This is a genomic window from Gemmatimonadaceae bacterium (assembly GCA_020846935.1).
Classification (GTDB): Bacteria; Gemmatimonadota; Gemmatimonadetes; order Gemmatimonadales; family Gemmatimonadaceae; genus RBC101.
The window spans coordinates 1-25,173 of record JADLCY010000012.1; the positions used below are offsets into that span (position 1 = coordinate 1).

Here is a 25,173-nt window from a genome sequence, read left to right on the forward strand (position 1 = left end):
AGGACACTCACGAGGCCGAGCGGCCGCGGTCGCGCCGAGGGTGGAAACGAGGATCGAAACGGCGAGCATGGCAGGTGGCGAGAGAGGGTGACTCACTATCCTGCCAGCAAAGGCGTAGCCGGATGGGGGAACCGGCCACCCTCGGATCGCGAACGCGCGGCCAGCGCCACGCGGCATCAAAACCCGCTGCCGCCGCCCGCCAATCGTCCGGGACGCCGGCGCAACGAGCGACGCTCGAGGACTTAAGGCGTAGCCGGACCGAGGAACCGGCCACGCGGGGTTCGCCAACGTACGGCCAGCGCCACGCGGCATCGAAGCCCGCTGACGCCGCGGCCCGCCGGTCGTCCGGGCATTGTGGGGCTGCGCGCTGGAACGTGCACAGGCGTGTCGTAGATTCGCCCACAACGGACGCTCGTTCCCCAGGCCACTCGGCGTGCCCTCGCTCTCTCCAGAAGTCGTCACTCGCATCCACGGCGCCCGCCCCGGACTCGGGGCGCGATGGCGCCGGTTCTGGGAGCCGCCGGAGCGCTTTCTCCTCGATGCGGGTCATGCCGGCGAGATGCTCATCGCGCGTATCCGCGTGATCCTGACCGCCATCCTGCTCCTCATCCCGATCGCGAACGTGCTGCTCACGCCCGCCGAACGCGCACAGCACGTCACCGGGCTCTCGATCAACATCACCGCGTTCGTGCTCGCGATCGTCGTCTACATCATGGTTGCGCGCGATCAGCGGCAGCGGTGGCTCCCGCTCGCCACGTCGCTGTTCGACGTGACGCTGATCTCCACCGCGAATCTCTCCTTCGCCTTCGTCACCGATCCGCACGTCGTCGTCAACAGCAAGGTCACCTTCGACACCTACTTCCTCGCGCTCGGCGCCACCGCGCTCCGCTTCGACAAGCGTGTCGCGCTCGTCACCGGCCTGATGTGCATGCTGCAGTTCTCGGCGGTCGTTGCGTTCGTGGCCTTCACCTACCCCCTCGATCAAGCGACGCCGGCCGGCGCGTACGGCGTGTTTCTGTGGTCCGACCAGGTGTCCAGGCTCATCCTGCTCGGCGTGGCCACGCTGCTCAACGTCTACATCGTGCGCGGCATCCAGAAGCAGCGCGAGCTGTCGAACGCCGATCCGCTCACCGGCGTGTTCAACCGGCGATTCTTCGACGACTACATCCCCAGCGAAATCGCCCGCGCCGCGAGGTTCGGCGGTCGGATGGCCGTGGCAATGATCGACGTCGATTTCTTCAAGCAGTTCAACGATCGCTTTGGACACGCGGCCGGCGACGTGGCCCTGCGGAACGTCGCGAATGCCATGCAGCTCTCGGTGCGGCGCAGCGATCTCGTGGCCCGGTACGGCGGCGAGGAGTTCGTGGTGCTACTCCGCGAGACCGATCCGGAGCAGGCACTCGATCGCACCGAACGCATCCGGCAGGCGATTCAGTCCGCGCCCCACGAGATCGGTGACGCGCGACCGGTGCACATCACCGTGAGCGCCGGCGTCGCGACCTGGCCCGAAGACGGCGCGACGGTGGGCGACCTCATGGCGACGGCCGATCGGCGGCTCTTCGAAGCCAAGAACGACGGACGCAACCGCGTCGTCGGTCCACCGGGGCTCGCGCGCCCCGCCGCCGACTGAACCGAACGCGCCGAGCACACATCAGAATCGCGCACATCGGTTGCGCCGCGGGCCCGCACCTCGTGAAGTTGCGCCGATGCGCGGCGCGACGATCGACCTGACGGACCTCGAGGCAGCCCTCCATCGGCTGGGCCACGACGCCTTTCGTCCCGGCCAGCGCGAGGCCATCGAGACGATCCTCACCCAACGCCGCCTGCTGCTCATCGCGCCCACCGGCGGCGGCAAGAGCCTGACATTTCAGCTCCCGGCGATGGTGCTCGGTGGCACGACCCTCGTGGTCTCGCCGCTCGTTTCGCTCATGCACGACCAGGTGGCTGCGCTCGAGGCTCGCGGCGTCAGCGCCACGTTCCTCGCCGCGACACTCAATGCCGACGAGGTACGTCGGCGCATGTCGGCCCTCGCCCGCGGCGCCTTTTCGCTCGCCTACGTCGCCCCTGAGCGCCTCGCCTTTCCCGGCTTTCGCGCGCTCGCACGAGATCTGGAGTGTCCGCTGCTCGCCATCGACGAAGCGCACTGTATCTCCGAGTGGGGTCACGACTTTCGGCCGGACTATCTGCAGATCGGTGACCTCGTCGCCGACCTGCCGGAGGCGCGGGTGCTCGCGTGCACCGCTACCGCCACACCCATCGTGCGCGACGAAATCGTTGCTCGGCTCGGTCTTCCCGCCGACACGCCGCAGCTCATCCGCGGTTTTGCGCGGCCCAACCTCGGACTGCGGGTCCACGATACGCGCACCGCCGGCGACGTCGCGCGCGTCGTCGACGCCGCGTTGCGCGAAGCACTCGGCGCGCCGGACGCGGGGCGCGGCACCGCCATCGTGTACGCACCGACCCGCAAGCAGACCGAGGAGGAATGCGCGCGCCTCGAAGGCGCGGGCTGGCGCGCAGCGGCGTACCACGCAGGCCTCGATGGCGCGGCACGCACCCGCGCACAGTCGAGCTTTCGTGATGGCGCTCTCGATGTGATCGTCGCCACGAACGCCTTCGGCATGGGGATCGACCGACCGGACGTGCGCGCGGTGATCCATCTCGCGCCGCCGGGATCCATCGAGGCGTACTACCAGGAGGTCGGCCGAGCCGGTCGCGACGGCGCCCCGGCGACCGGCGTGCTGTGTACCGGTCCCGGCGACCTGCCCTTGCGCCGCCGGCTCCTCGAACTGCCTACCGACGGCGTGCCGCCGGATCCGGCGCGCGTGCAGCATCGGTGGGGGCTCTTTCTCGAACTCATGCGCTGGGCCGAAGGCGGCACCTGCCGTCACGATGCGATCCTGCGCTACTTCGGCGATGAGGCCGAAACACTATCCGGCTGCGGTCGTTGCGATGCGTGTACCGCGCTCGACGAACCGGACGCCGACGCAGAGACGGTCGCCACGGCGGTGCGCAAGGCGCTGAGCGCGGTGGCCCGCATGCACGGCCGCTTTGGCCTCCAGGCGGCGGTCAAGCTGTTGGCCGGCGCACGCGATCCGCGGTTGGAGCGATCGGGACTCCAGGACACGCGCACCTTTGGCGCCATGCGCGATCGCAACGAAGACTGGCTGCTCAAGCTGCTGCGGCGCTGTGTCTCTGCGGGCTGGGTCGACTTCACCACCGGCGACCGCCCCGTCGTCCTGCTGACGCCCGCTGGCAAGGCGGTGCTGTTCGGCAGCGGCCCGATCCGGTTCTTGCTTCCGCCGGACACACCGGTGTCGTCGTCGGCGATACGGACGGGCAGTCGGACTCGCCGCGCCGCACCCGCGACGGAGCTGGATCCGGCCAGCACGTCGATGTTCGAAGCGTTGCGCGCTCGGCGGCTCGAGCTGGCGCGCGCCGAGCACGTGCCGCCCTACGTGATCGCCAGCGATCGCACGCTGCGCGAACTGGCCGAAGCGCGCCCGCGTACCCTGCGACAGCTCGACGGGATCTACGGGATCGGCCCGGCCAAGGCCGCGCGCTACGGCGAGCAGCTGCTGGCCGTGATCCGGCGCGGCGAGTAGCCCGGGACGGGGACGGTGCCCCGTCCCGGGAGAAACACCTAGTGAGCCGCAGCGAGATAGGGGAACGTCGTGCCGAACGGCGAATCGTTCACCGGCACGTTGTCGCTCACCAGCCCAGGCGTGACGTTGTTCGGATTGCCCAGCAGCGTGCCAAAGATCGCGCCGAGGCCGATGTCGACCACGTCGTCGCTCAGCGAGCGGCCGCCGTAGCCGCCGAACACCCAGCTCAGCCAGAAGACCGGCTTGCCGTCGCGCTTGGGATAGAGCAGGAGCATGTCGGGCAACAGCGCCCCGGCGATCGCGCCCGCATACGCGGCATCGCGGCCCGCGACGCCCGTGACGAACCCGGATACGTCTCCGGTGAACGCCGCAACATCGGCACTCGGCTGTCCCATGTTGTAGAGATGGTGGCGCGCCTTCACCACCGTCACCTCGCTCACCAGCGGATTGCCCAGTCGCTCGAGCTGGTGGTAGACGCGCGCGGTGGTCACCGCGGCCTGGGGCTCCACGGTCGGTCCCGTGGCCATGGTCTCGCGATCGCAGGCGGCGAGCAGCACCGTGGCGATCGCCGCCAGGCCGCGCAGGTTGATCATTCGCATGTTGGAATCCTCGGTCTCGATGAGTGGTGGTTCACTTGCTCGTCGTGGCCCACACGCCGAGCACCGGATCGCTCGGGGCGTTGGCGCCAAGCAGCAGCTCTTCCGGCAACTCGATCGCGATGCCGAGCGCGTTGAACCCGCGCAGGAAGTCGATGCCCGGATTGCGGAACGACGTCGCGGGATCGGGGAACGGCGACAGCGGACCACGAAGCGGCCGCCGGTCCGGCAGGATGCGGAAGAACTGCTCCAGGTCGATGAAGAACGGGTCGTCGAACAGGCCGGCTTGCAGCTGAATGCCGTTCATCGATCCCAGCAGCGTGTTGGTTGGCCCAGTCAGGCGCGGACGGCCCGGCAACAGCGTGTTATCCTTGCCGGTAGTGGTGGGCGCGGCGGGCCCGTACAGGCTCACCGTCTGATTGCGTCCCTTGCCGGTGAACACGAGCTGGAACACGAGATCCTCGACCGCGTCACCGGTGCGGTCGACCTTGATCTGATACAACGCGTCCGGATCGAAGCCGATCGTGGCCGACTGCGCCGGCGTCACCGGCGAGGCGGTGGTGACGATCAGCGCGACGCGATTCGCGTTGCGCCCCGGGAAGGCGTAGACGTCGTTGATGTCGGGGAGCTGCTGCAGCTCAACTTCCGCGGTGTCCTGGTGATCGGAAGCCCGCAACGCTCCGGCAACGCCGAGCGCCGCGAGTCCGCCGAACCCCAGGGTGAGCCCGAGCCGCCGCCAGGTGGATGCGCGTGCCATGGTCCTCTCCTCCTGAGAGTAGTGTGACCACGGTTACGACTCGGGTCGTGGAACGGATTGCGCCGCTGCGCCGAGTGCGCGGGTGGGACGGGACGCTCAGGGTCGGCGGTACGTCGTGACGAGCGTTTCATCGAACGCGGCGACCGCGCCGCCGGCGGGGAGCACGTGTCGCCTGGCGTGCTCGACCGTCAGCACGCTGGCAAAGCCGGTGTCGAGCCAGTGCGCGATCACGCGGTCGAGCATGCGCGACTCGTAGGGCGGATCGACGAACGCAACGTCGTACGCATCGCGCTCGAGCGCGGCCGCGAAGGGGAGGGCATCGCGCTTGAACACGCGGGTCACGTCGCGCAGCCGCAGCGCGACCACGTTGGCCTTGAGCGCGTGCAGGCTCGCCGGTCGTGATTCCACGAAGTCGGCTCGGCTGGCCCCGCGCGAGATCGCTTCGAGGCCAAGCGCGCCAGTGCCGGCGAACAGGTCGAGCACGCGCGCGCCGGGAAGGTCGGCGGCCAGGAGGTCCATCCAGGCCGCGCGCACGTGTTCGGCGGTGGGCCGCACGCGAAAGTCGTTGGGCGAGGTGAGGTCGCGCCCGGCAAAGCGTCCGCCGACGATCCTCATGTGGCAGCGCCGGCCCCTCGCCGTTCGGGCGAGCGGCGTTCAGGACCAGGGAGTCGATTCAGCATCACGTCCACAAACATACGCGGATGGTTCCTCCGCATACTGACAGAACGCCGTCGATACAGCGAGGACGCGTGCGCGAAGCTGCCGCACGTGTTGGAGTCCATCTTCCGCGCATGGCGACGACGCGCGTCAACCCGCGTCGCTCCCCTTGACGGTCGAGAGAAGCAACCCCTATTGTACTCTCGACTATCGAGAGGAACGCGCACGTGGCCGCTCGCACCGACCTGCTCCAGGGCACGCTGGACCTGCTCATACTCAAGACGCTGTCGCTCGAGGCCATGCACGGGTGGGGCATCACGCTGCGGCTCGAGCAGATGTCGCGCCAGCAGCTGATGATCAATCAGGGCTCGCTCTATCCGGCGCTCGAGCGGCTCAAGCGACAGGGGTACATCACCTCGGCGTGGCGCACGACCGAAAACAACCGGCGGGCGCGCTACTACGACCTGACAGCCGCCGGTCGCCGGCACCTGGTCGCCGAGCGCGCGGCGTGGCAGCGCGCGTCGGGTGTGGTCAACGCCATCCTCGACTGGGCCGGAGCCGTCACATGACCTTCATCGCCGCCATCGCGCGCCGCTTGGGCGCGCTGTTCGACCGCCGCCGCGCGGATCGGGAGTTCGACGAGGAAGCGCAGTTCCACCTCGACATGTTGTCGCAGCGCCTCGAACGCGAAGGCGCGGCCCCTCACGAAGCCCGCCGTCGGGCGCGGGCGCACTTTGGCGGCGTACGCGGGCTGGGGGACGACATGCGTGAGGCGCGCGGCACGCTGTTCATCGACGACCTTGCGCGCGACGTGCGCTTTGGCGTGCGCCAGCTCCTCGCGCACCCGGTGTTCACGGCGGTCGTCACCGTGACGCTTGCGCTCGGGATCGGCGCGACGAGCGCGATCTTCAGCGTCGTCGACCACGTGCTGCTCCGGCCGGCGGCGTTCGCGGAGCCCGAGCGGCTCGTCATGCTCTGGGGCACCGACTCGGCGAGCGGTACCACGCGCGAGCCCATCGCCTGGCCCGACCTCGTCGACTTCCGCGCGCGATCGCGTACGATCACGTCGGCCGCCGCGATCATCGGCGCGCAGGCCAGCCTGGCGATCGCAGGGGCGGAGCCATCGCGCGCCACGATCGTCGCCGCCACGAGCAACACGTTTCAGACGCTTGGAGTCCGTCCGCTCATCGGCCGCGCCTTTACCGACGCCGAAGACGTGCCGGGCGGGCCTGCCGTTGCCCTGATCGGAGAGTCGCTCTGGCGTGTGCGGTTCGGCGCCGACGCGGGAGTCATTGGTCGCACGATCCTGGTCGATGAGGCGCAGACGCAGATCATCGGCGTGGTCCCCGACGGCGCGGACTTCGGCATCGATCAAATGAACCAGCGTGCGGCGTACCATCAACCGTACACGCCGGCGGGGCCGGTGGACCTCTGGGTGCCGGTGCAGGGCGACCCGCAGCGCTACCCGCGCTCCACGCATCCGCTGCTGGCCTTTGGCCGGCTCGCGCCGGGAGCCACGGTCGTCACGGCGCAGTCGGACCTGGGCGCCATCGCGGCCGAACTGGAACGTACCTACCCGGAGAATGCCGCGCGCGGCGTTCACGTGGAGTCCTTCGATGACGTGGTCCTCGGCCCGAGTCGCCCGTTGCTCAACGTGCTTCTGGCCGCGGTGGCGCTGCTGCTGGTAGTGGCGACGGTGAACGTCGCAAACCTCCTGCTCGCCCGGGGCACGGCGCGCGTGCGCGAAGTTGCGCTGCGCGGTGCCCTTGGGGCCTCCTCCGTGCGCCTGACGAGGCAGTTCATCGCCGAGGGTGCCGTGCTGGTGGGCCTTGGCACGATGGCCGGACTGGGTGCGGCGTGGTTCGTATTGCGGCTGCTGCGCACGTACGGGCCCGCCGATGTGCCGCGCCTCGATGGCGCCTCGCTCGACTGGCGAGCCGTGGCGCTCACGTTCCTCGTGGGTGCCGTCGTGGGGCTCATCTTCGGCCTGGTGCCCGTCGTGTCGGCGTTTCGCAGCGACACGATGGCGGTGCTCAAGGGTGAAGGGAACGCGACGGGCATGTCGCGCGGCGGCGTTCGGCTTCGTGACGGCCTGGTGGTGGTGCAGCTCACGCTGTGCGTTGCGCTCGCCATCTGCGCCAGCCTGGTGACGCGGAGCTTTGCGCAGGTGATGCGGATCGACCCCGGATTCACGAGCGCTGGCGTGCTCAAGGCGCAATACGTGTTGCCAAGCGCGCGCTATCCGCGCGATTTCGCGCAGTTCCCGCGGTTCGTGGAGATCACGCAGTTCACCGATCGACTGCTGGCGCAGGCGGCGGCGATCCCCGGTGTGCAGTCTGCGGCCATCGCCGCGGCCCATCCGCTCGACGCCGGTTTCACCAACTCATGGCGCGTGGTCGGGCGCGAGGCCGAAGCCAGCGGATGGCCGGAGATTTCGCTGCGGCTGGTTTCGCCGGGCTACTTCGAGACGATGGGACTGGCGCGCACATCGGGCCGCGGCTTTGGCGCGGGCGACGACGCGAGCGGGCCAGCGGTGGCGCTGATCAACGAGACGGCGGCGCGGCGCTTCTTTGGCGGCGCTGATCCGGTGGGCCAGGAGATCGAGTTCTGGGGCATCCGGCGACGCGTCGTGGGGGTCGTGGCCGACGAGCGGATCCACGGCCTGACGACGGCGGCGCCGCCGGCGGCGTACGTGCCGCTCGCGCAGATCCCGAGCGCGACCGGCGTCCTCCTCGTGCGCACGAGGGGAGACGTATCGACCCTCGCCGCGCCGGTACGGGGCGCGATCGCGGCCATCGATCCACAGCTCGCGGTGTTCGGCATCGAGCCGTTCAGCGCGACGCTGGCCGACACGCTCGCCCAGCGAAAGTTCGCGATGTTCGTGCTCGGTGCGTTTGCGCTGGTGACGATCGTGCTGGCGGTGGTCGGGGTACACGGCGTGGTGAGCTACGCGGCCGTGCAGCGCACGCGGGAGATCGGCATCCGGCAGGCGTTAGGCGCCACCCGTCTCGAGGTGATCGGGCTCGTGTTGCGCGGGACGGCGCTGCTGGCACTGGTCGGCGTGGCCGCTGGCGTCGCGGCCGCGGCGGCGGGCTCCGGCGTGCTCGCCAGCCTCCTCTATGGTGTGTCGCGCTTCGATCCGCTCACGTTCGTGGTGGTTCCGCTTGCCGTCGCCGGCGTGGCGCTCCTGTCGTCGTGGCTCCCGGCACGCCGTGCGGCCGTGACCTCCCCACTGGTGGCCATCCGCAGCTGAGCGTCGGCGGTCGGCGCGGCCGCTGGGGGCTCAGTGCTTCCAGCGGACCACGTGTGGTCGTAGGCTTGTGGCATGCATGACATCCCCATCCTCCGGGACCTCGTCATCCTCGTGATGGTCGCGGTCCCGGTGGTGCTGCTCGCTCACCGCCTGCGCGTCCCATCGCTCGTCGGGTTCCTGATCACCGGCGTGGCGATCGGCCCCAATGCGTTCGGCCTCGTCTCCCAGCTCGACTCGGTCAACACGCTCGCCGAGGTGGGCTCGGTGCTGCTGCTGTTCGCGATCGGGCTCGAACTGTCGCTCTCCAAGGTCGTGAAGATGGGTGGCGTGGTGCTGCGGGGCGGCGCCGCACAGCTCGTGCTCACCGTCGGCACGTTCATGGGCATCTGGATGCTGTTCGGCGCGAACCCGCAGCGCGCGCTGCTGTACGGCATCCTCGTGGCCCTCTCGTCGACGGCCATCGTGCTCAAGGTCTACGCCGATCGGGGCGAGCTGGACAGCGCGCACGGCCGCATCGCGATCGCGATCCTGCTGTTCCAGGATCTGTGCGTGGTGCCGCTGATGTTGCTCATGCCGATCCTTGCCGGCTCGCAGCAAGGCGGTGGTGCGGCGGTCCGGGGCATTGCACTCACGGCCGTGGTCGCGCTCGCGATCATCGGCGTGGGGCGGTCGGCGGTCCCGTGGGTGCTGCACCGGGTCGTCCGCCAGCGGAACAGCGAACTCTTCACGCTCACGGTGCTGGCCATCGGGCTCGGCGCCGCGTTCCTCACGCAGTCGTTCGGCATGTCGCTCGCGCTCGGCGCCTTTCTCGCGGGGCTCATCATCGCCGAGTCGGAATACGGGCTGCAGGCGCTGAGCGACGTGCTGCCGTTCCGCGACGCGTTCAGCGGCATCTTCTTCACGTCGGTCGGGATGCTGCTCGACGTGCGCTTCTTCGCGTCGCACGCCCTGGCGGTCACCGGTTTTGCGCTCAGCATCGTGGTGCTCAAGACGGGCATCAACTATCTGGTCGTGCGCTACGTGCGGCGCTCGCAGCGCGTCGGCGTCCTGGCGGGGATCGGGCTTGCCGAGGTTGGCGAGTTTTCGTTCGTGCTGGCCAGCAGCGCCGTCACGCTCGGCTTGCTGGCCAGCGATGACTACCAGGTCTTCCTCGGCGCGTCGATCCTCACGATGCTGGCCGCGCCGTTTCTCACCGGAGCCGCGCCGGCGATCGCTGACTGGATTTTCCGGTTCCGGGCCATGCCGACGATGGAGTTCGCGACGCGTGAGGCGAGGGCGGTGCGTCCGCTTGCCGACCACGTCATCATCGTTGGCTACGGCCTCAACGGTCGCAACGTGGCGCGGGCGCTGCGTCGGGCGGGCATCGCGTACGCCGTCATCGAGTCGAACGGGCAGGTCGTGCGGCAGGCGCGCCTCGATCGCGAGATGGTGATCTTTGGCGACGGGACGCGCGGCGAGGTGCTCGACCGGGTCGGCGTGGCGCGGGCGCGTGTGGTGGTGTTCTGCCTCGCCGCGGCCAACGACGAGCGGCGCGCGGTCGCGGTGGCGCGTCACCTCAATCCGGACGTGCACATCGTATCCCGCACGCGCTACGTCTCCGAGATCGCCGAGCTGCAGCGGCTCGGCGCCGATGAAGTGGTGCCGGAGGAGTTCGAGACGTCGCTCGAGATCTTCGCCCGCGTGCTGCGTCGCTACGACGTGCCCGACGAGAAGATCCGGGAGACCGCGGCCGCCGCGCGGCGCGATCACTACGACATGCTGCGCCATCGTGGTGCGACGCACACCCCGGTGGACGAGGTGCTCGGTCGAGCCCATCGGGCCGCTATCGACGCCTAGTCGAGCGTGTGATCCTGCACATGAGGCAGTACGCCCCGGCGCCCGGGGTCGTTAGACTGCGCGCCATGTGGAGCCCAGGACCGTGAGCGCCCCCGTGGGTGTGCGGGCACGCCCGATCTCGCCCGGCATACGCGCCATGGCCATCGGGGCCTTCTGGTTCTCGATCATGGGGCTCCTGGTCAAGGTGGCCGGCCAGCGGATGCCGGCGATGCAGATCATCCTGTTTCGCACCGTGGTCACGCTGGTGTTGAGCTATGCCGCGGTGCGGCGGGCACGCGTGCGACCGATGCTGGGCACGCAGCGCGGCCTCTTGCTCCTCCGTGGCCTGTTCGGGACGCTCGGGCTCTTTGGATTCTACCACTCGCTGGTCAACAATCCGTTGGCCGAAGCCAACCTGCTGCAGTACACCAACCCGGTTTTCGCCACGCTCATTGCGGGCATCTGGCTCCGGGAACGGGTGGGGCGGGCCGAACTGGGGAGCATGGCGCTGGCGCTCGTTGGCGTCATCTGCATCACGCGACCGGCTGCTCTCTTCGGTACGTCGGCGACCGCGCTGCTACCGGTGAACGTCCTGATCGGCCTTGCCGGTGCCTTCTTCAGTGGCAGCGCCTACGCGGTGGTGCGCCGCATCGGTTCGAGCGAACCGCCGAGCGTCGTCGTGCTCTATCTGCCGCTGGTGGCCGTGCCGGCGTCGCTGCTCCTGTCCAGCGGGCAATGGACGATGCCCGGGCCGCTGGACTGGGCGTTGCTCATCGGCGCCGGTACGACCACGCAGATCGCGCAAACGTACATGACGCGCGGCCTGCAACTCGAAACCGCTGCGCGTGCCACGACGACCGGCTACCTGCAGGTGGTCTTTGCCGGTGTGTGGGGCGCGATCCTGCTCGGCGAACTGCCAGGCGCCTGGACGCTGCTTGGCGCGGCACTGATCATCGGCAGTGCGGTGGCGCTGGTGTTCAGCAGCCAGGCGACCGAGGGGTCATGACAGGGAGCGTGCGTTCGCCCTACGACACCGGCTTCCAGCGCGTTCCCAGGCCGCGTAGCAGCGCGGCATAGAGCTCGATCGCATTCCACAGGTTCTGCACGCGAAGGTTCTCGTTGGCCGCGTGCTGATTGTTGTCGTGGTTGGCGATCGGCAACGTGATCACAGGCACGCCAAACACCTGGGTGAAGAGGTACGACGGCCCGCTGCCGCCGAGCGTGGGGACGAGCAGTGGTGCACGCTCGGCGCCGTCTCCAAGACTGGTGATCAGCGCGGACGCGAAGTCGTCGTCCATGGAAGCACGCTGCGCGGGATACCCGGCCTCCCAGCTCAGGCGAGCGATCTTCGTGTACTGACGACGCTCCGCCACGCTCGGGGTGTCGCTCACGATGTGGTAGCCCTGGCCGCGGACGTGTGCTTCGACCAACGCGCGCACGCGCGCCGGCGTCTGCCCCGGTACGAGGCGGAAGTCGAACGAGGCGTGGGCTTCGGTGGAGATGACGTTCGCGCCAAGATCCTGCACCCCGCCCACCTGGATGCCGCGGACATTGAGGGCCGGCAGCATGATGCGCGCGGCAAGCAGCGAATCGTTGGCCTCGGTGTGGGCCAGGCCGAGTGAGGCGCGAAGCGCGGCGTCCACCGGCGGCAGGGCCTCGATGGCGCGCCGCTCGGCGTCGGTGAGCGGACGAACGTCGTCATAGAACGACGCGATGCGAATGCGACCGTCGTCGTCGCGCATCGAAGCCACGAGGTTGGCGATCAGTGCGCCCGGATTGGGCGCCCAGTTGCCGTAGTGGCCGGAGTGCAACGGCCGCGTGGGCCCGTACACGGTGAGTTCCAGCCCCGTAACCCCCCGCAGTCCAAAGACCAGCTGCTGCGCGCCGCTCTGGTGTACCGGGCCGTCGCAGAAGAGCCACGCGTCGGCCTTCAGCAAATCCCGGTACTTCTCGAGGATGCCCTGCAGGTGACCGGAGCCGGCTTCCTCTTCACCCTCAAAGAAGAACTTGATGTTGAGCGACGGTCCCTGTCCGCGCGCCCTGAGTGCATCCAGCGCCGTGAGCATGGCAATGATCGATCCCTTGTCGTCGCTCGCCGAGCGCGCGTAGATGCGCGCGTTGCCGTCGACGTGTTGGCCGGTTGTTGGGAAGGGTATCTCGCGGCCACCGTCGAACAGCGCCTTGTCGCGGAGTACAGGAGTGAAGGGTGCCCCCGCCCATTGCGCAGGGTTCACCGGCTGGCCGTCGAAGTGCGCGTACAGCACGACCGTGCGCGTCGCGCCCGGCGCCCTGAGTTCACCGTATACCGACGGTGGTGCGTCGCCGAGTTCGAGCAACCGCGCCTCTGCGCCGCGCGCGCGAAGCATGCGCATGAGCAGATCCGCATTCCTGCGGATGTCCGTGACGTTCGACGCGACGTTCGGCATCGACAACAGCGTCACGAACTCGCGGAGGATTTCGCTTTCGTGCCCTTCGCGCCAGGCCCGTGCCGCAGCTCGTGCGTCCGCGCCGGGGGAGGACTGCGCGGATACACCGCGCACGGTGATCAGGGACAGGAGAGCGAGCGATGCGATCCGGCGCATGCGGCGGCTGGGTGGGGGACCCGATGAAGCTAGACCGTCGGCGCGCGATCGTCAGTGCCGCGGCTCCGGCGCGAGCCGAGCGAACCGCCGCCTCGGCTTCGGTGCCCTCGGTGCCCTCGGTGGCCACCGCCACCGCACCCGACACGCCGAGCGAACGAGTCGCCCCAAGCGTCGACGTGCGGTCCCGCGCCTCGCGTCCGACGCTGGTGGCCCGGTTCGCTACCTCGCGCCCTTCCGGATCTCCATCGAGCCATTGCCCGTTGTCATCGTCAACTTGCGACGGCCATCGCCAATCGTGCCGCGCAGGCGCGTCGGCGAGATGCGACCGACCAGCTGGATCGGGAAGTCCGTGGTGATGCGCCCGTTGCCGGTGGACGCCTGCACCTCGGCGGAGAAGTCGGTTGGGACCGTCACTTCGATGCGACCATTGCCCGACGTGAACTCCAGGTCGCCCGTGCCGGTGAGCCGGTCCATCGACACGAGGATATCGCCGTTGCCTGACGAGGCGCTGACCGGGCCGTTCACCGTGCCGATGGAGACGTCGCCGTTGCCCGAGTTTGCGGAGACCGGGCCCGTGACGTCGTCGACGGTCACGGCGCCGTTGCCGCTCGACACCTCCACTCGACCGCGGATCCCGTTCACACGCACCTTGCCGTTGCCGCTCGCCACTCGCGCTTCCGTTGCGGCCGTCGTGACGGAAACGTCGCCGCTGCCTGACGAGACCCGGAGCCGCGTGCCCGCGGGGACGGACACGGTGACCTCGACCCGCGCCCGGTTGTTCCCGCTGCGCCAGGTGCGCCGACGGTTCGAGCGCACCCCGTCGTCGTTGCACTCGTCGTCTTCGTCGTACACGGCGCAGATCGTGATGCCGTTTGCCAGCGGGCGCACGATGAACCCGATGTCTTCCGCGTCCCCGCGCACCTTCTCGGCGCGGTACTCGATGGTGTTGCCCGACCCCTCCGTGACGGTAATCGTGCCCTGTGGTGCGAAGATGCGGACGTCGTCACCGGCGCCAATGCGCGCGCTGTGCGTAAACGTGCGATCAGCGCGCCCAACGATGTTCTGCGCGCGAGCCGACGACGCGATGGCCAGGGTCGCCAGCAGAAGGGGGAGGGTCGTGGTCTTCATGAGATCGAAAGTGGAGACAGGAGTCGCCGTGTCGTGGACGCCGCGGCGCCACCGCACTCGCGTCGGTGGCACCGCCCTGGCCCCTTCGGACACTCCCTCGTTCCGGAACGTTTGAATTCAGGGGCGTCCGAATCGCGCTCACGTGCGACAACGGAGCCGCCGCACTCGCGCCCGGCCCGACCGCCAAGGTCCTCTCACACCCTCTCGTTCCGGAACGTTTGAATTCAGGGGCGTCCGAATCGCGCTCACGTGCGACAACGGAACGGCCGCCTTCGCGCTGCCCGCACCGCCCAGGTCCGCTCACATTCGCTCGTCCCGAACGTTTGAACTCAGGGGCGTCCGAATCGCGCTCACGTGCGACAACGGAACGGCCGCCCTCGCGCCGGCCGCACCGCCCAGGTCCGCTCACATTCGCTCGTCCCGAACGTTTGAACTCAGGGCGTCCGAATCGAGTCTACGAGCGACAACGGTACGCGGACCCCGTACGCCGAGGCGCGCGCGAGGCGGCGGAAGTACTCCCAGCTGGCGTCCGCCACCTGTCGGATCGCGGCGAGCGCCTCCGCGGCGTCGCCGTATGTCACCATGACCGTGATCACGTAGGGGCGACCGGGGAGCGCCACCAGCGCCCATGCCGTCTCCACCCCTTCGACGCTCCCTCCCTTCCACGCGACCCTGACGTCGCCGGGGAGGCTGGCCGGGACCGAACCAGCCTTGGGAATCTCGAGGATGCGGCGAACCTCCTCGCACGACGCCCTTGAGATTGGCAGGTCGCATGCGTGCAGACGCTGCAGCAGCTGAGCGGCCTGCGCCGGAGTCGCCACGTTCTCGCGGCCCGCAGCGCTCTCCGCCGGCCGGATCATGCGACGCTGCAGCCGAATGCCGGGAAGCCTGAGCTGCTGCATCAGCGCGTTGACGCGCTCCATGCCCACGCGGTCGATCAGCAGGTTGGTCGCCGTGTTGTCGGAGAGCACGATCATCAGGACGGCGAGGTCACCCAGGGACAGCGCAGACGCGCCGTCACCGAAGTACTGCGTGATGCCAGACCCGCCTGCGCGATCGGCGGCGCGCATCGCCACCCGCTCGTCGAGCCGGAGCGCGCCCGCGTCCCGCTGCCGGAACAGCTCCAGCAGGATCGACACCTTGATCGCGCTGCCCTGCGGGAACGTCGCCGAGTCGTTGACGCCGATGCGATCACCGGTGGTGAGGTCGATCACGCCGATGCCTACGACGCCGTTGGTGCGCTGGGCGATCGCCGCAAGCTGCGCGCGGAACTTCTCCGTGAGCTCGGCGCGGGGAGCGGGTTGTGCCCAGGCGGCAGAGGAGAACAGCAGGGCGCAGACCGCGACCGCGCACCGGGCGCTGGATGGTCCCACGGAGACAGGAGGGAAGCGCATGGCCGAACTTCGCGCGCAGCAGCGCACTCCGAAAGCCGCTGCGCGCGTCCGCTGGCTCAGGCCTCGAGGGTCGAGGCCTGATCGTGCCTCACCGTCGCGCGCGCCAATGGTCCACGCTGTACGGCCCGGCGCCCCATGCCGCGAAGAACAGCCACAGGAACGAATAGACCATGACCAGCTCCCCGCGGTTCTGCCACCAGAACACCTGACCGCTGGAGCCCATGTGCATCCAGAAGTAGGTCACGGCCATCTGCCCGGACGCGAGGAACGCCAGTGGGCGCGTGAAGAGGCCGAGGACGATGCCGAGGCCCGCAACCAGCTCGATGGTGCCCGCGGCGCCGTATCGGGTCATGAGTTCCACGGTCCCGCCATCGGGCCCGAAGCCGCCGAACCAGCCGAGCAGCTTTTGCGCACCGTGGGAAAAGAAGGTCAGGCCGGCCGCGATGCGGAGGGCCGCAAGGGCAAAATCGGCATATCGGCGCTCGGTCGGTGCGGTCACTGCGGCAAACCTCGCTGGTAAATGAAACGGTGGGGCGGTTCCGGGGTCCGCGGTACCTAGCGCGCGGACACGCGTGCGTCAACGCAGCGTGGATGAACGCGCTGAGTCCTCCCTCACAGACGCCACGCAACACGCGACGTTAAGCATGAGTCGAATCGCCTTCGGCGTGCGTCATGCAAGGTGATCGCCGCGGGCCGTCGATCGGAGTCGTGGGGCTTGGCGCGCTCCTTTGTGCCTCGTCTGCCGCGGCGCAGCGATCCTGCATGCGCGACCCGGCGTTCGTTCGCGCTGCCCGTGTGATGCTGCGATACGACCACTTCGCGAGTCGATCCAGCGGACTGAACAGCGAGGATGCACTCGAGGTCGACGGCTGGCTCACAGCGAACGCGATCGCCTCACCCGTCACGCTGATGCAGTTCGCGCGGCCCTGCGCGCGATTCGCGGGGCAGGCCACGCAAGCGCAGGGTGTTTGCTCCCTGGCGATTCGGCGTGGATATTCTCCGGGTGCGCCTTGCCATGAGCCTCGATCTGCCTGTTGGTACCGCGGCCTTTCCTCCGGGCGCGCGATGACGTCCGCCCCTGACCGGACCGGTTCCCCGGAGCCGCGACGCGCGATGTTCACCGGGTTGCTGGTGGCAGCCGTGCTATTGCTCGGCATCTACGTGGGCAGCCGAAGGTTCAGGGACTTCGACGTGGCGCTCGTTCCCTACGCGGCCGCGTCGGTGTTCGCAGCATTCGGCATTGCGTACCGCTACTCGATGTGGCTCAGTCGGCCGCCCACGCGGTTGTACTGGCGCCGGGGGTGGCAGCTCTTCCTGACGCCGAGTCGGTTGCCCGGGAACGTCCTGCGGCTCGTGCGCCTGGCCTGGGACAACATCATCGCGCAGAAGTTCATCGAGCGGAGGTCGCCGCTGCGCTGGGCGGCTCACGCCGGCATCTTCTGGGGGTGCATCCTCGCCGCACTCGTCACGTTCCCGCTGTCGTTTGGCTGGATCCGTTTCGAAACCACGCGCGATTCGCAGGCGCTGTATGAGGCGTACGCCTTTGGCATCAGGGTCGCGGAGTTCCCGTTAGGTACCATCCGGGCCGAGCTGGCCTTCAACGTGCTCGTGATCTCCGCGTTCCTGGTGCTTGGCGGAGTCTTCCTCGCGCTCTGGCGGCGCATGCGTGACCGTGGCGCGCTCAGCGTGCAGCAATTCGCCAATGACCTGATGCCGCTGATCCTCCTCTTCGCGATCTCCACCACCGGGCTGCTGCTCACGGTGTCGGCGCGCCTGCTGCACGGGTTCCACTACGGATTCCTGGCGCAGTTCCACGCGGTCACGGTCATCTTCACGCTGCTCTATCTGCCATTCGGCAAGTTCTTTCACATCTTTCAGCGGCCTGCCCAATTGAGCCTCGACTTCTATAGAAAGGCCGGCGCCGAGCGAGGACCGGCCTCGTGCGCCCGCTGCGGGGAACCGTTCGCCACGCAGCTCCACATCGACGATCTCAAGCAGGTCGAGGCGGCGCTCGGCATCGACTACGACATGGGCGCTGGCGTGCACTACCAGGACGTGTGCCCCGCGTGTCGTCGCAAGGGTCTGGCGCTCACGCAGGATCACCTCATCCGCGGCGCCAGGCACGAGCAGGCAGGCTAGACCTCATGGCGAAGCTCCCCGCCTCCATCGAGCACCTGGTGCACCAGTTCGGGCCGCACCGCAACGATGTGCCGCCGGGCGGCTGGACGGCGACCGCCACGCCGGACCGGCTGGTGAAGACGCATTGCTGTTTCTGCGGTCAGCAGTGCGGGTTGCAGCTCAAGGTTCGCGACAACCGGGTGATCGGATTCGAACCGTGGGAGGAGTTTCCGTTCAACAGGGGCAAGCTGTGCCCCAAGGGCGTCAAGCGATACCTCCAGAACGAACACCCGGACCGCCTCCTGCAACCGCTGGAGCGCTCCGAGGGGCAGGGCTTCCGTGAGAGTTCGTGGGACGCTGTCCTCGACCGCACGGCGTCCGAAATCCGCCGCGTCCAGGAGGCCTACGGCAAGGACGCGTTCGCCATCCTGTCGGGCTCGTCGATGACGAACGAGCGCGCGTATCTGATGGGGAAGTTTGCGCGCGTGGCGGTGCAAACGGCGAACATCGACTACAACGGCCGCCTGTGCATGGTGTCGGCTGCCGCGGCCTCCAAGAAGATCCTCGGCATCGATCGCAGCGCCAACCCGTGGAGCGACATCCGCGAGGCCAAGGCGATCCTCGTCGCCGGCTCCAACATCGGTGAGTGCTCGCCGATCACCACCGAGTACCTGTGGGACGCGCGCGAGCGCGGTGCGAAGATCATCCTGCTCGACCCGCGCATGACGCCGGTGGCGCGCTCGGTGGACCTGTACATCCCGGTGCGACCGGGTGGCGATATCGGCGTCTTCAACGGCATGCTGCACGTGATGATCGAACGTGGGTGGATCGACCACGAGTTCATCGCGGCGCACACCACGGGTTGGGACGCCCTCGCCGAGTCGCTCGCGAAGTACACGCCGGAGTACGCAGCACGGATTGCGGGGGTGCCGGCGTCGCTCATCGTGAAGGCCGCCGAGATCTGGGGGCCGGCGCCAACGAGCTTTCTCATGCACGCGCGCGGCATCGAGCACCATTCCAAGGGTGTCGAGAACTGCATGGCGGCGATCAACCTCGTCGTCGCCACCGGGCGTATCGGGCGCGAAGGGTGCGGATACGCCATGATCACGGGCCAGGGCAACGGCCAGGGCGGTCGCGAACAAGGGCAGAAGTCTGACCAGCTGCCTGGCGCACGCGACATCGAGAACCCGGAGCACCGGCGCCACATCGCCGGCATCTGGGGCGTGAGCGAAGCGTCCATTCCGCGCAAGGGACTCTCCTACATCGAGATCCTCGAGGCTGCACACGCCGGGAAGATTCGCGGGCTGCTGCTGCTCTGCACGAACCCGATGGTGTCCGCGCCGGACCGCAACTTCATGCGCGAGGCGTTCGAGCGGCTCGAGTTCTTTGCGGTCGCGGACTTCTTCATGTCCGAGACCGCCCGCTATGCCGATGTCGTGCTGCCATGCGCCCTCATGGAAGAGGACGAGGGCACGACGACCAGCGTCGAAGGACGCGTGATCCATCACCGGCAAGCGGTCGATCCGCCGGCCAATGCCCGGCAGGACTGGAAGATCGTGAGCGGCCTGGCCAGTCGTCTGGGCGCCGCAGACAAGTTCGCGCACCAGTCAGCGCGCGAGATCTTTGACGAACTGCGCGTCGCCTCACGAGGCGGGGTCGCCGACTACTACGGCATTACCTGGGAGCGAATCGACGAACAGTTCGGCGTGTTCTGGCCGTGCCCCTCGGCCGACCATCCGGGGACACCGCGTCTCTACGAAGGGGGGCGCTTTGGGCATGCCGACGGCAAGGCGCACCTTCAGGTCGTCGAGTGGCGGCCACAGCGCGAGGAACCGGACGCCGAGTATCCCGTGATCCTCACCACGGGACGCGTGGTGTCGCATTTCCTGTCGGGGACGCAGACACGCCGCATCGGTCCGCTCGTCGATCAGTGCCCGCAGCCGTTCTGCGAGATGCATCCGCGACTCGCCGAGACGCTTGGTGTGAAGGACGGCGATATCGTGCGGGTGGAGAGTCGTCGAGGGTCGCTCGTCGTGCGGGCGTCGGTCGTGCACACCATCAGGCCCGACACGGTGTTCGTGCCATACCACTGGCCGCTGGACCGCGCCGCCAACGCCTGCACGGTACGCGCGCTCGATCCTGTGTCGCGCATCCCGGAGTACAAGGTGTGCGCCGCTCGAGTGAAAAAGCTCGACGCGGCCGATGACGCGACACACGCGCTCACGCCCGAGGCCGGGGGGCTGCGATGACCGAATACGCGATGGTGCTCGACTACTCGCGCTGCATCGGCTGTCAGGCGTGCGTTCAGGCGTGCGGCGAATGCGACACGCATCGCGGACGATCGATGATACACCTGGAGACCATTCGGCGGCGCGACAGCGTGCAGACGGCGCCCCAGGTGTGCATGCACTGCGAGAATCCCGTCTGCGCCCGTGTGTGTCCGGCCGACGCGATCAAGAAGACGCCGGACGGCGTGGTGCAGAGTTCGCTCAAGCCGCGGTGCATCGGGTGCTCGAACTGCGTCATGGCCTGCCCGTTCGGCGTACCCAAGTACTTCGCCGAGATCGACCAGATGATGAAATGCGATCTGTGTTACGATCGCACGAGTGTCGGGCGCAAGCCGATGTGCGCCACCGTGTGCCCATCCCAGGCCATCACGTTCGCGCCGATCGACGAGGTGCAACGGAGCCGGCACGGGACGCCCGTCAACCAATTCCGCTTTGGGCGCGAAGTCGTGCGCACGAAGGTCTTTGTGATGGTGCCCGAAGGATCCTCGGCACTGGATGTGGGGCTCGTTCCCCTGGAGCGCAGGCACGCGGCGCCGCCGGATGATGTCGCCGCGCTACTCGAGGACATGCACTGATGGACAGCGAAAAGAAGGAGACGCCCGCCGTTCCGCGCTGGCGCGAGGACTTCCCGATCGGCTGGGAGCGCGATCACTACATCACGCGCCGTGAGTTGGCAAAGTTCCTCACATTGGGATCGGCGCTGCTCGCGGCCATGACAGGCGCGGTCGCCGTCATCGGCCGGTGGTTCTACCGGGCCCGTGTCGAAGGGCCGGGTCAGTTGATCACGAAGTCTTCGGCAGTGCCGGCCGGCGGTTCAGTGCTCTTCCGGTATCCCACCGCAGATGATCCGTGCATCCTGCTGCGCGACACGGACGGAACGCTTCGCGCCTACTCGCAGGTATGCACTCACCTGTCGTGCGCGGTGGTGCATCGACCGGAAGAGGGCAGCCTGTTCTGCCCGTGCCACCACGGATGGTTCGATGCAACGACCGGCGCTCCGACCGGTGGCCCTCCGACCCGCCCGCTGCCACGCATTCGCCTGGAGATGTCGGGCGATGAGGTACATGCCGTTGGGAGGGACGTGTAACATGGGCACCCCTCGGCAGGGACTTCCGCTCTTTACGGCGATGTGCGTGCTGATCGGCACCCTGGTCGTCATTCAGCTGTGGCTGCTGGCCGCCGCGATCGACGCAACCCTGAGCGATCAGCAGGCGGTCCTGCTGCCGGCGACGCTGGCGTCGGTCGTGCTGCTCGGAATCAACGGGGCTCTCCTGCTGTACGCGCTCGACTTTGATCGCAGGCTGAGCGGGCGTGCGCCGCATGAGCGCGACTGAACCACCCCGCGAACGCGGGCCGCTCGATGTACTCGAGCCCGACGTCGTCCGCGGCATCGTCAGGCACGTGCGGCTCGCGCGACTGCTCGGCCGTTTTCCCGAGCGTCCCGTGTGGGCCGCATTCATGTTCATCAACGGCTTCGTCACCATCGCGCTCCTGGCCGGCGTGGCGATGGTGACGGGTACGCCGTTTGTTTTTCCCTCGCTTGGCCCCACGGCGTTCCTGTTCTTCTTCACGCCGAATGCACCGACAGCGAGTCCGCGGCACACGATCATCGGACACGCCATCGGCATCGTGTGTGGATACGGGGCGCTCGTGTTGTTCGGGCTGGCGGATGCCGGGCCGGCCATGTCGACCGGCGTTGACCTGCCTCGCGTCGGCGCTGCGGCGCTCTCGCTGGGTGCGACTGGCGCCCTGATGATTCTGTTCAGGGCGGCGCATCCGCCGGCGGGTGCGACGACGCTCATCATTTCCCTCGGCGTCGTGTCGAAGCCTGCGCACCTGGTCGTGATCGAGGTCGCGGTCGCACTCCTGACGCTGCAGGCAATCGCAATCAACCGCATGGCGGGGCTGCCGTACCCTCTGTGGGCGCGACGACAATCGCCGGGCGACGTTCCGAGCGCGCGCAGCCCGGGATGAAGGCGGTGCTCGACGGAGACGTCCTTCGCGCGTTCATGGGACGGTTCGCCGGCTACGGGAATCCCGCTGCTCCGCTGTGGTTCGTTGGCATGGAAGAAGGGAGCGGTCAGGGCATCGCCGAACTCTCGCGCCGCGTGCTTGCCTGGGACGCGCGCGGTCGAAGGGTGCTGGAGGACCTGCCGTCATACCACCACGCGATCGGGCTGCCTCGACACTTCGTTCCGCCCTTTCCTCTCCAGCGCACGTGGGCGCCGCTGCTGCGCATCCTCATGGCGTGGCGCGGAGCAGCCGCGACGCTTGCCGATCTTCGACGCGCTCAGACAAGCGAGCTGGGAACGCCACACGGTGACTCGGCACTCGTTGAGCTGCTGCCGCTACCGGCGCCAGGGCTCGCCCACTGGCCATACGGTGCGCTCGCGTCGCAGCTGCCGGAACTCGCCGACCGTGGCACGTACGCCGAGGCGCTGCGTGGCCCACGCATCACGCTGCTGCGTGCGCTGCTGATGCAGACGTCGGCGCGTGTGGTGGTGTGTTACGGATTGGGCTACACCGCGGACTGGTCGTGCCTTGTGGGGACGACCCTGCAGGCGCGCACGACCGAAGGGCAGCGCTGGCTCCATGCGTGCAGGGAATCCACACACTTCGCGATCGTACCGCATCCGGTAGCCCGCGGAACGCCCCAGCGATTCTGGGCCAGCCTCGGCGATGCGCTCCGCCAGAGCGTCGGATGAAGCGGGCGCTGCGCCCCCGTGCCGCGGCATCCTTCTGCATCGCGCTCGGACTCGACATGTTCACCGCATCGCGTTCCCGATCAGCCATGCCACGTCCCGTCTGCCGGATCATCGCGTCCCTCGCCCTCGCTGCCGCCTGTCTGACAGGGTCCCTCCGGGCTCAGGCGACGGGCAGTGTCCCCGCAGAACGACTCGCCGCGCGCGAGTGGTACCGTGACGCCGGGTTCGGGATGTTCATCCACTGGGGCGTCTACAGCCTGCTCGGCGCCGGCGAGTGGGTCATGAACAATCGCGAGATCAGGGTCCCGCAGTACGAGTGGCTGGCCTCGACGTTCAATCCCGTGCGCTTCGATGCGCGGGAATGGGTCGCCCTCGCCAGGGCTGCCGGCATGCGCTACATCACGATCACGGCGCGACACCACGATGGCTTTTCGATGTTCGGGTCGAAGGTGACGCCGTACAACATCGTGGACCACACGCTCTTCAAGCGCGATCCGCTGCGCGAACTGGCCGAGGAGTGCCGACGGCAGGGCCTGAAGCTCTTCTTCTACTACTCGCAGCTCGACTGGCGACTGCCGGACTACTATCCGCGCGGGCAGACGGGAAAGGGCACCGGACGCCCGGAGTCCGGCGAGTGGCCCCGGTATCTCGACTTCATGGATCGCCAGCTCGAAGAACTGCTCACCAATTACGGACCGTTGGGTGGCATCTGGTTCGATGGCATGTGGGACAAGCCGGACGCCGACTGGCGGCTGGCGCGCACGTACGGTCTCATCCACCGTCTGCAACCGGCAGCGCTGATCATCCCGAATCACCACTCGGCGCCACTGCCTGACGAGGACGTGCAGACGTTCGAACAGGATCTTCCCGGGTCGAACACTGCCGGATGGAACACGTCGACGATCAGCGACCTGCCGCTCGAGACGTCACTGACGATGAATCGCTCGTGGGGCTACAACATCACCGACACCAGCTTCAAGTCGACGCGCGAGATCATCCACTACCTGGCACGTGCCGCAGGTTACGGTGCGAACCTCCTGCTCAACGTCGGCCCGCGACCCGACGGCACGATCCAGCCCGAGGCCGTGGCGCGGTTGCGTGAGGTCGGCCAGTGGATGGCCGTGTACGGGTCGTCGATCCACGGGACGCGGCGCGGGCCGGTGCCACCCCGTCAGTGGGGTTCGACGACACGCCGGGGAGACAGCGTCTTCGTCCACGTGCTCGACTGGCCCGATCGCGTGCTGTCGCTCCCGCCGTTAGGCGCTCGTGTCGCCGGCGCCGCCATGCTCGATGGCGGTGCGACCGTCGGCGTCGCACAAACCGCGGAGGGCGTAACGCTGACCCTGCCGGACATCCCGGCGAATGTCCCTGATCGCGTGGTTGTCCTTCGATTGAGCCGAGCGGCGGGAGGCGACGCGCGGCGCTGAGACGGGCAGCCGTTTTATCGAAGGAGCAGAGCCACGCCAGGTGCTGGCGTCGCCTGACGATGCGGGATGGGCCACGCGCTTTCTCCGCCCAACTTGCGAAAACGTCCTGACCGATTCCTGCCCTCGGAGCTGATCCTCGATCTGGCGGTCTGGCCCCGGGAAGCATCCCCGCCCCCATGGCGCACGCAGGGGCCCGGGCGCCGCGTCAGGCGGCACCCGGCCCATCGAGAGTGCTATGCGACCTCGATCTTCCGCGCCTTTGCGGCTTCACTCTTGGGCACCGTCACCGTCAGCACTCCGTCGACGAACGTGGCCGAAATGCCCTCGCCGTTGACGTGCTGCGGAAAGCGAAGGGACCGCTCGAACGTGCCCCAGCTGCGCTCCGCGAGGAACAGACGCGTGGAGTCCGTAGCGGATGTGCTGCTCGACGGACGTTCACCGCGGAGCGTCAGCGTGTTGCGCTCGAAGGTCAGCTCGACGTTCTCGCGGCGCACGCCAGGGAGATCGACGGTGAGCACCCACGCCTGATCGTTCTCCACGGCATCGAGTGCGGGCGACCATGTCGCCACGGGTGCGCCGCGGTCGGCGAACGAGTCCATCGCACGGCTGAGGTTCACCATACGATCGAAGACGCTGTGGAATGGGGTGATGGCAACCATGGGATGCAAGCTCCTTCGTGGGATGTAGGGGGAGTGTCTGACGTGGCGGACTGACAGGCCTCGCGCTGTCGAACTGAAGGGGCAGGGTCCATGCCCACCGCGTCGAGTCAGGCTGGCCGACACGGAGCCGACCGGCGTGCATGGGTGACAGGGCGTGCGCCACGGTTGCAGACTCGACAGCGCTCGGCGCAG

The 25,173-nt window shown here is 68.3% G+C and carries 22 protein-coding genes; 14 read left to right on the forward strand and 8 right to left on the reverse strand.

Annotated features, from left to right (window positions below):
- Positions 1-433: 433 nt before the first annotated feature.
- Positions 434-1,630 carry a GGDEF domain-containing protein gene (locus tag IT361_15160; protein MCC6319017.1) on the forward strand — a complete coding sequence of 399 codons (1,197 nt, stop codon included), beginning with the start codon at positions 434-436 and terminating at the stop codon, positions 1,628-1,630.
- 76 nt (positions 1,631-1,706) lie between these two features.
- A complete protein-coding gene (locus IT361_15165) occupies positions 1,707-3,602 on the forward strand; it encodes an ATP-dependent DNA helicase RecQ (GenBank protein ID MCC6319018.1) in 1,896 nt (631 codons plus the stop codon).
- Between the two features lie 38 nt (positions 3,603-3,640).
- Here the strand turns inward: IT361_15165 and IT361_15170 are convergent, their stop codons facing one another.
- The 3 genes from IT361_15170 to IT361_15180 form a co-directional block, all read right to left on the reverse strand.
- Positions 3,641-4,201 carry a DUF4331 family protein gene (locus IT361_15170; GenBank protein ID MCC6319019.1) on the reverse strand — a complete coding sequence of 187 codons (561 nt, stop codon included), beginning with the start codon at positions 4,199-4,201 and terminating at the stop codon, positions 3,641-3,643.
- A 31-nt stretch (positions 4,202-4,232) separates the two neighbouring features.
- Entirely contained in the window at positions 4,233-4,955 is a 723-nt protein-coding gene (locus tag IT361_15175; protein ID MCC6319020.1) for a DUF4331 family protein, read from the reverse strand.
- Between the two features lie 96 nt (positions 4,956-5,051).
- Positions 5,052-5,570, reverse strand: a complete 519-nt coding sequence (locus IT361_15180; protein MCC6319021.1) for an RsmD family RNA methyltransferase — start codon at positions 5,568-5,570, stop codon at positions 5,052-5,054.
- A 269-nt stretch (positions 5,571-5,839) separates the two neighbouring features.
- Between IT361_15180 and IT361_15185 the strand changes: the two genes are divergently transcribed.
- From IT361_15185 to IT361_15200, 4 genes are all read left to right on the forward strand, one after another.
- Entirely contained in the window at positions 5,840-6,181 is a 342-nt protein-coding gene (locus tag IT361_15185; protein MCC6319022.1) for a PadR family transcriptional regulator, read from the forward strand.
- Complete coding sequence (locus tag IT361_15190; GenBank protein ID MCC6319023.1) at positions 6,178-8,865, forward strand: ABC transporter permease; 2,688 nt, start codon at positions 6,178-6,180, stop codon at positions 8,863-8,865. Before IT361_15185 ends, IT361_15190 begins: the two co-directional genes overlap by 4 nt.
- 72 nt (positions 8,866-8,937) lie before the next feature.
- Complete coding sequence (locus IT361_15195; protein ID MCC6319024.1) at positions 8,938-10,701, forward strand: cation:proton antiporter; 1,764 nt, start codon at positions 8,938-8,940, stop codon at positions 10,699-10,701.
- A gap of 82 nt (positions 10,702-10,783) precedes the next feature.
- Entirely contained in the window at positions 10,784-11,686 is a 903-nt protein-coding gene (locus tag IT361_15200; GenBank protein MCC6319025.1) for a DMT family transporter, read from the forward strand.
- Between the two features lie 19 nt (positions 11,687-11,705).
- Here the strand turns inward: IT361_15200 and IT361_15205 are convergent, their stop codons facing one another.
- The 4 genes from IT361_15205 to IT361_15220 all read right to left on the reverse strand — a co-directional run bounded on the left by IT361_15205 (position 11,706) and on the right by IT361_15220 (position 16,283).
- Positions 11,706-13,262 carry a M20/M25/M40 family metallo-hydrolase gene (locus IT361_15205; GenBank protein ID MCC6319026.1) on the reverse strand — a complete coding sequence of 519 codons (1,557 nt, stop codon included), beginning with the start codon at positions 13,260-13,262 and terminating at the stop codon, positions 11,706-11,708.
- Between the two features lie 219 nt (positions 13,263-13,481).
- Positions 13,482-14,390: a DUF4097 family beta strand repeat protein gene (locus IT361_15210; protein ID MCC6319027.1), complete on the reverse strand. Its 909-nt coding sequence runs from the start codon at positions 14,388-14,390 to the stop codon at positions 13,482-13,484.
- A gap of 434 nt (positions 14,391-14,824) precedes the next feature.
- Positions 14,825-15,784 (reverse strand): serine hydrolase, encoded by a 960-nt coding sequence (locus IT361_15215; protein ID MCC6319028.1) that lies wholly within the window; start codon positions 15,782-15,784, stop codon positions 14,825-14,827.
- Positions 15,785-15,872: 88 nt separating this feature from the next.
- On the reverse strand, positions 15,873-16,283 hold the full coding sequence (locus IT361_15220) for a DoxX family protein (GenBank protein MCC6319029.1): 411 nt from the start codon (positions 16,281-16,283) through the stop codon (positions 15,873-15,875).
- Between the two features lie 566 nt (positions 16,284-16,849).
- Between IT361_15220 and IT361_15225 the strand changes: the two genes are divergently transcribed.
- From IT361_15225 to IT361_15260, 8 genes are all read left to right on the forward strand, one after another.
- Entirely contained in the window at positions 16,850-17,923 is a 1,074-nt protein-coding gene (locus IT361_15225) for an MFS transporter (GenBank protein MCC6319030.1), read from the forward strand.
- A 5-nt stretch (positions 17,924-17,928) separates the two neighbouring features.
- On the forward strand, positions 17,929-20,151 hold the full coding sequence (locus IT361_15230; protein ID MCC6319031.1) for a molybdopterin oxidoreductase family protein: 2,223 nt from the start codon (positions 17,929-17,931) through the stop codon (positions 20,149-20,151).
- The gene (locus IT361_15235) at positions 20,148-20,765 is read left to right on the forward strand and encodes a 4Fe-4S binding protein (protein ID MCC6319032.1); all 618 of its coding nucleotides are present in this window, start codon (positions 20,148-20,150) and stop codon (positions 20,763-20,765) included. Before IT361_15230 ends, IT361_15235 begins: the two co-directional genes overlap by 4 nt.
- The gene (locus tag IT361_15240) at positions 20,765-21,277 is read left to right on the forward strand and encodes a Rieske (2Fe-2S) protein (protein ID MCC6319033.1); all 513 of its coding nucleotides are present in this window, start codon (positions 20,765-20,767) and stop codon (positions 21,275-21,277) included. The genes IT361_15235 and IT361_15240 overlap by 1 nt, the downstream gene beginning before the upstream one ends.
- Position 21,278: 1 nt before the next feature.
- On the forward strand, positions 21,279-21,524 hold the full coding sequence (locus tag IT361_15245; GenBank protein MCC6319034.1) for a hypothetical protein: 246 nt from the start codon (positions 21,279-21,281) through the stop codon (positions 21,522-21,524).
- Complete coding sequence (locus IT361_15250) at positions 21,511-22,164, forward strand: HPP family protein (GenBank protein MCC6319035.1); 654 nt, start codon at positions 21,511-21,513, stop codon at positions 22,162-22,164. Before IT361_15245 ends, IT361_15250 begins: the two co-directional genes overlap by 14 nt.
- A complete protein-coding gene (locus IT361_15255; GenBank protein MCC6319036.1) occupies positions 22,161-22,895 on the forward strand; it encodes a hypothetical protein in 735 nt (244 codons plus the stop codon). The genes IT361_15250 and IT361_15255 overlap by 4 nt, the downstream gene beginning before the upstream one ends.
- A gap of 86 nt (positions 22,896-22,981) precedes the next feature.
- Complete coding sequence (locus IT361_15260; GenBank protein ID MCC6319037.1) at positions 22,982-24,322, forward strand: alpha-L-fucosidase; 1,341 nt, start codon at positions 22,982-22,984, stop codon at positions 24,320-24,322.
- Between the two features lie 233 nt (positions 24,323-24,555).
- On the opposite strand, the gene IT361_15265 is transcribed toward IT361_15260, so the two are convergent.
- Positions 24,556-24,981: an Hsp20/alpha crystallin family protein gene (locus IT361_15265; protein MCC6319038.1), complete on the reverse strand. Its 426-nt coding sequence runs from the start codon at positions 24,979-24,981 to the stop codon at positions 24,556-24,558.
- Positions 24,982-25,173 lie beyond the last annotated feature (192 nt).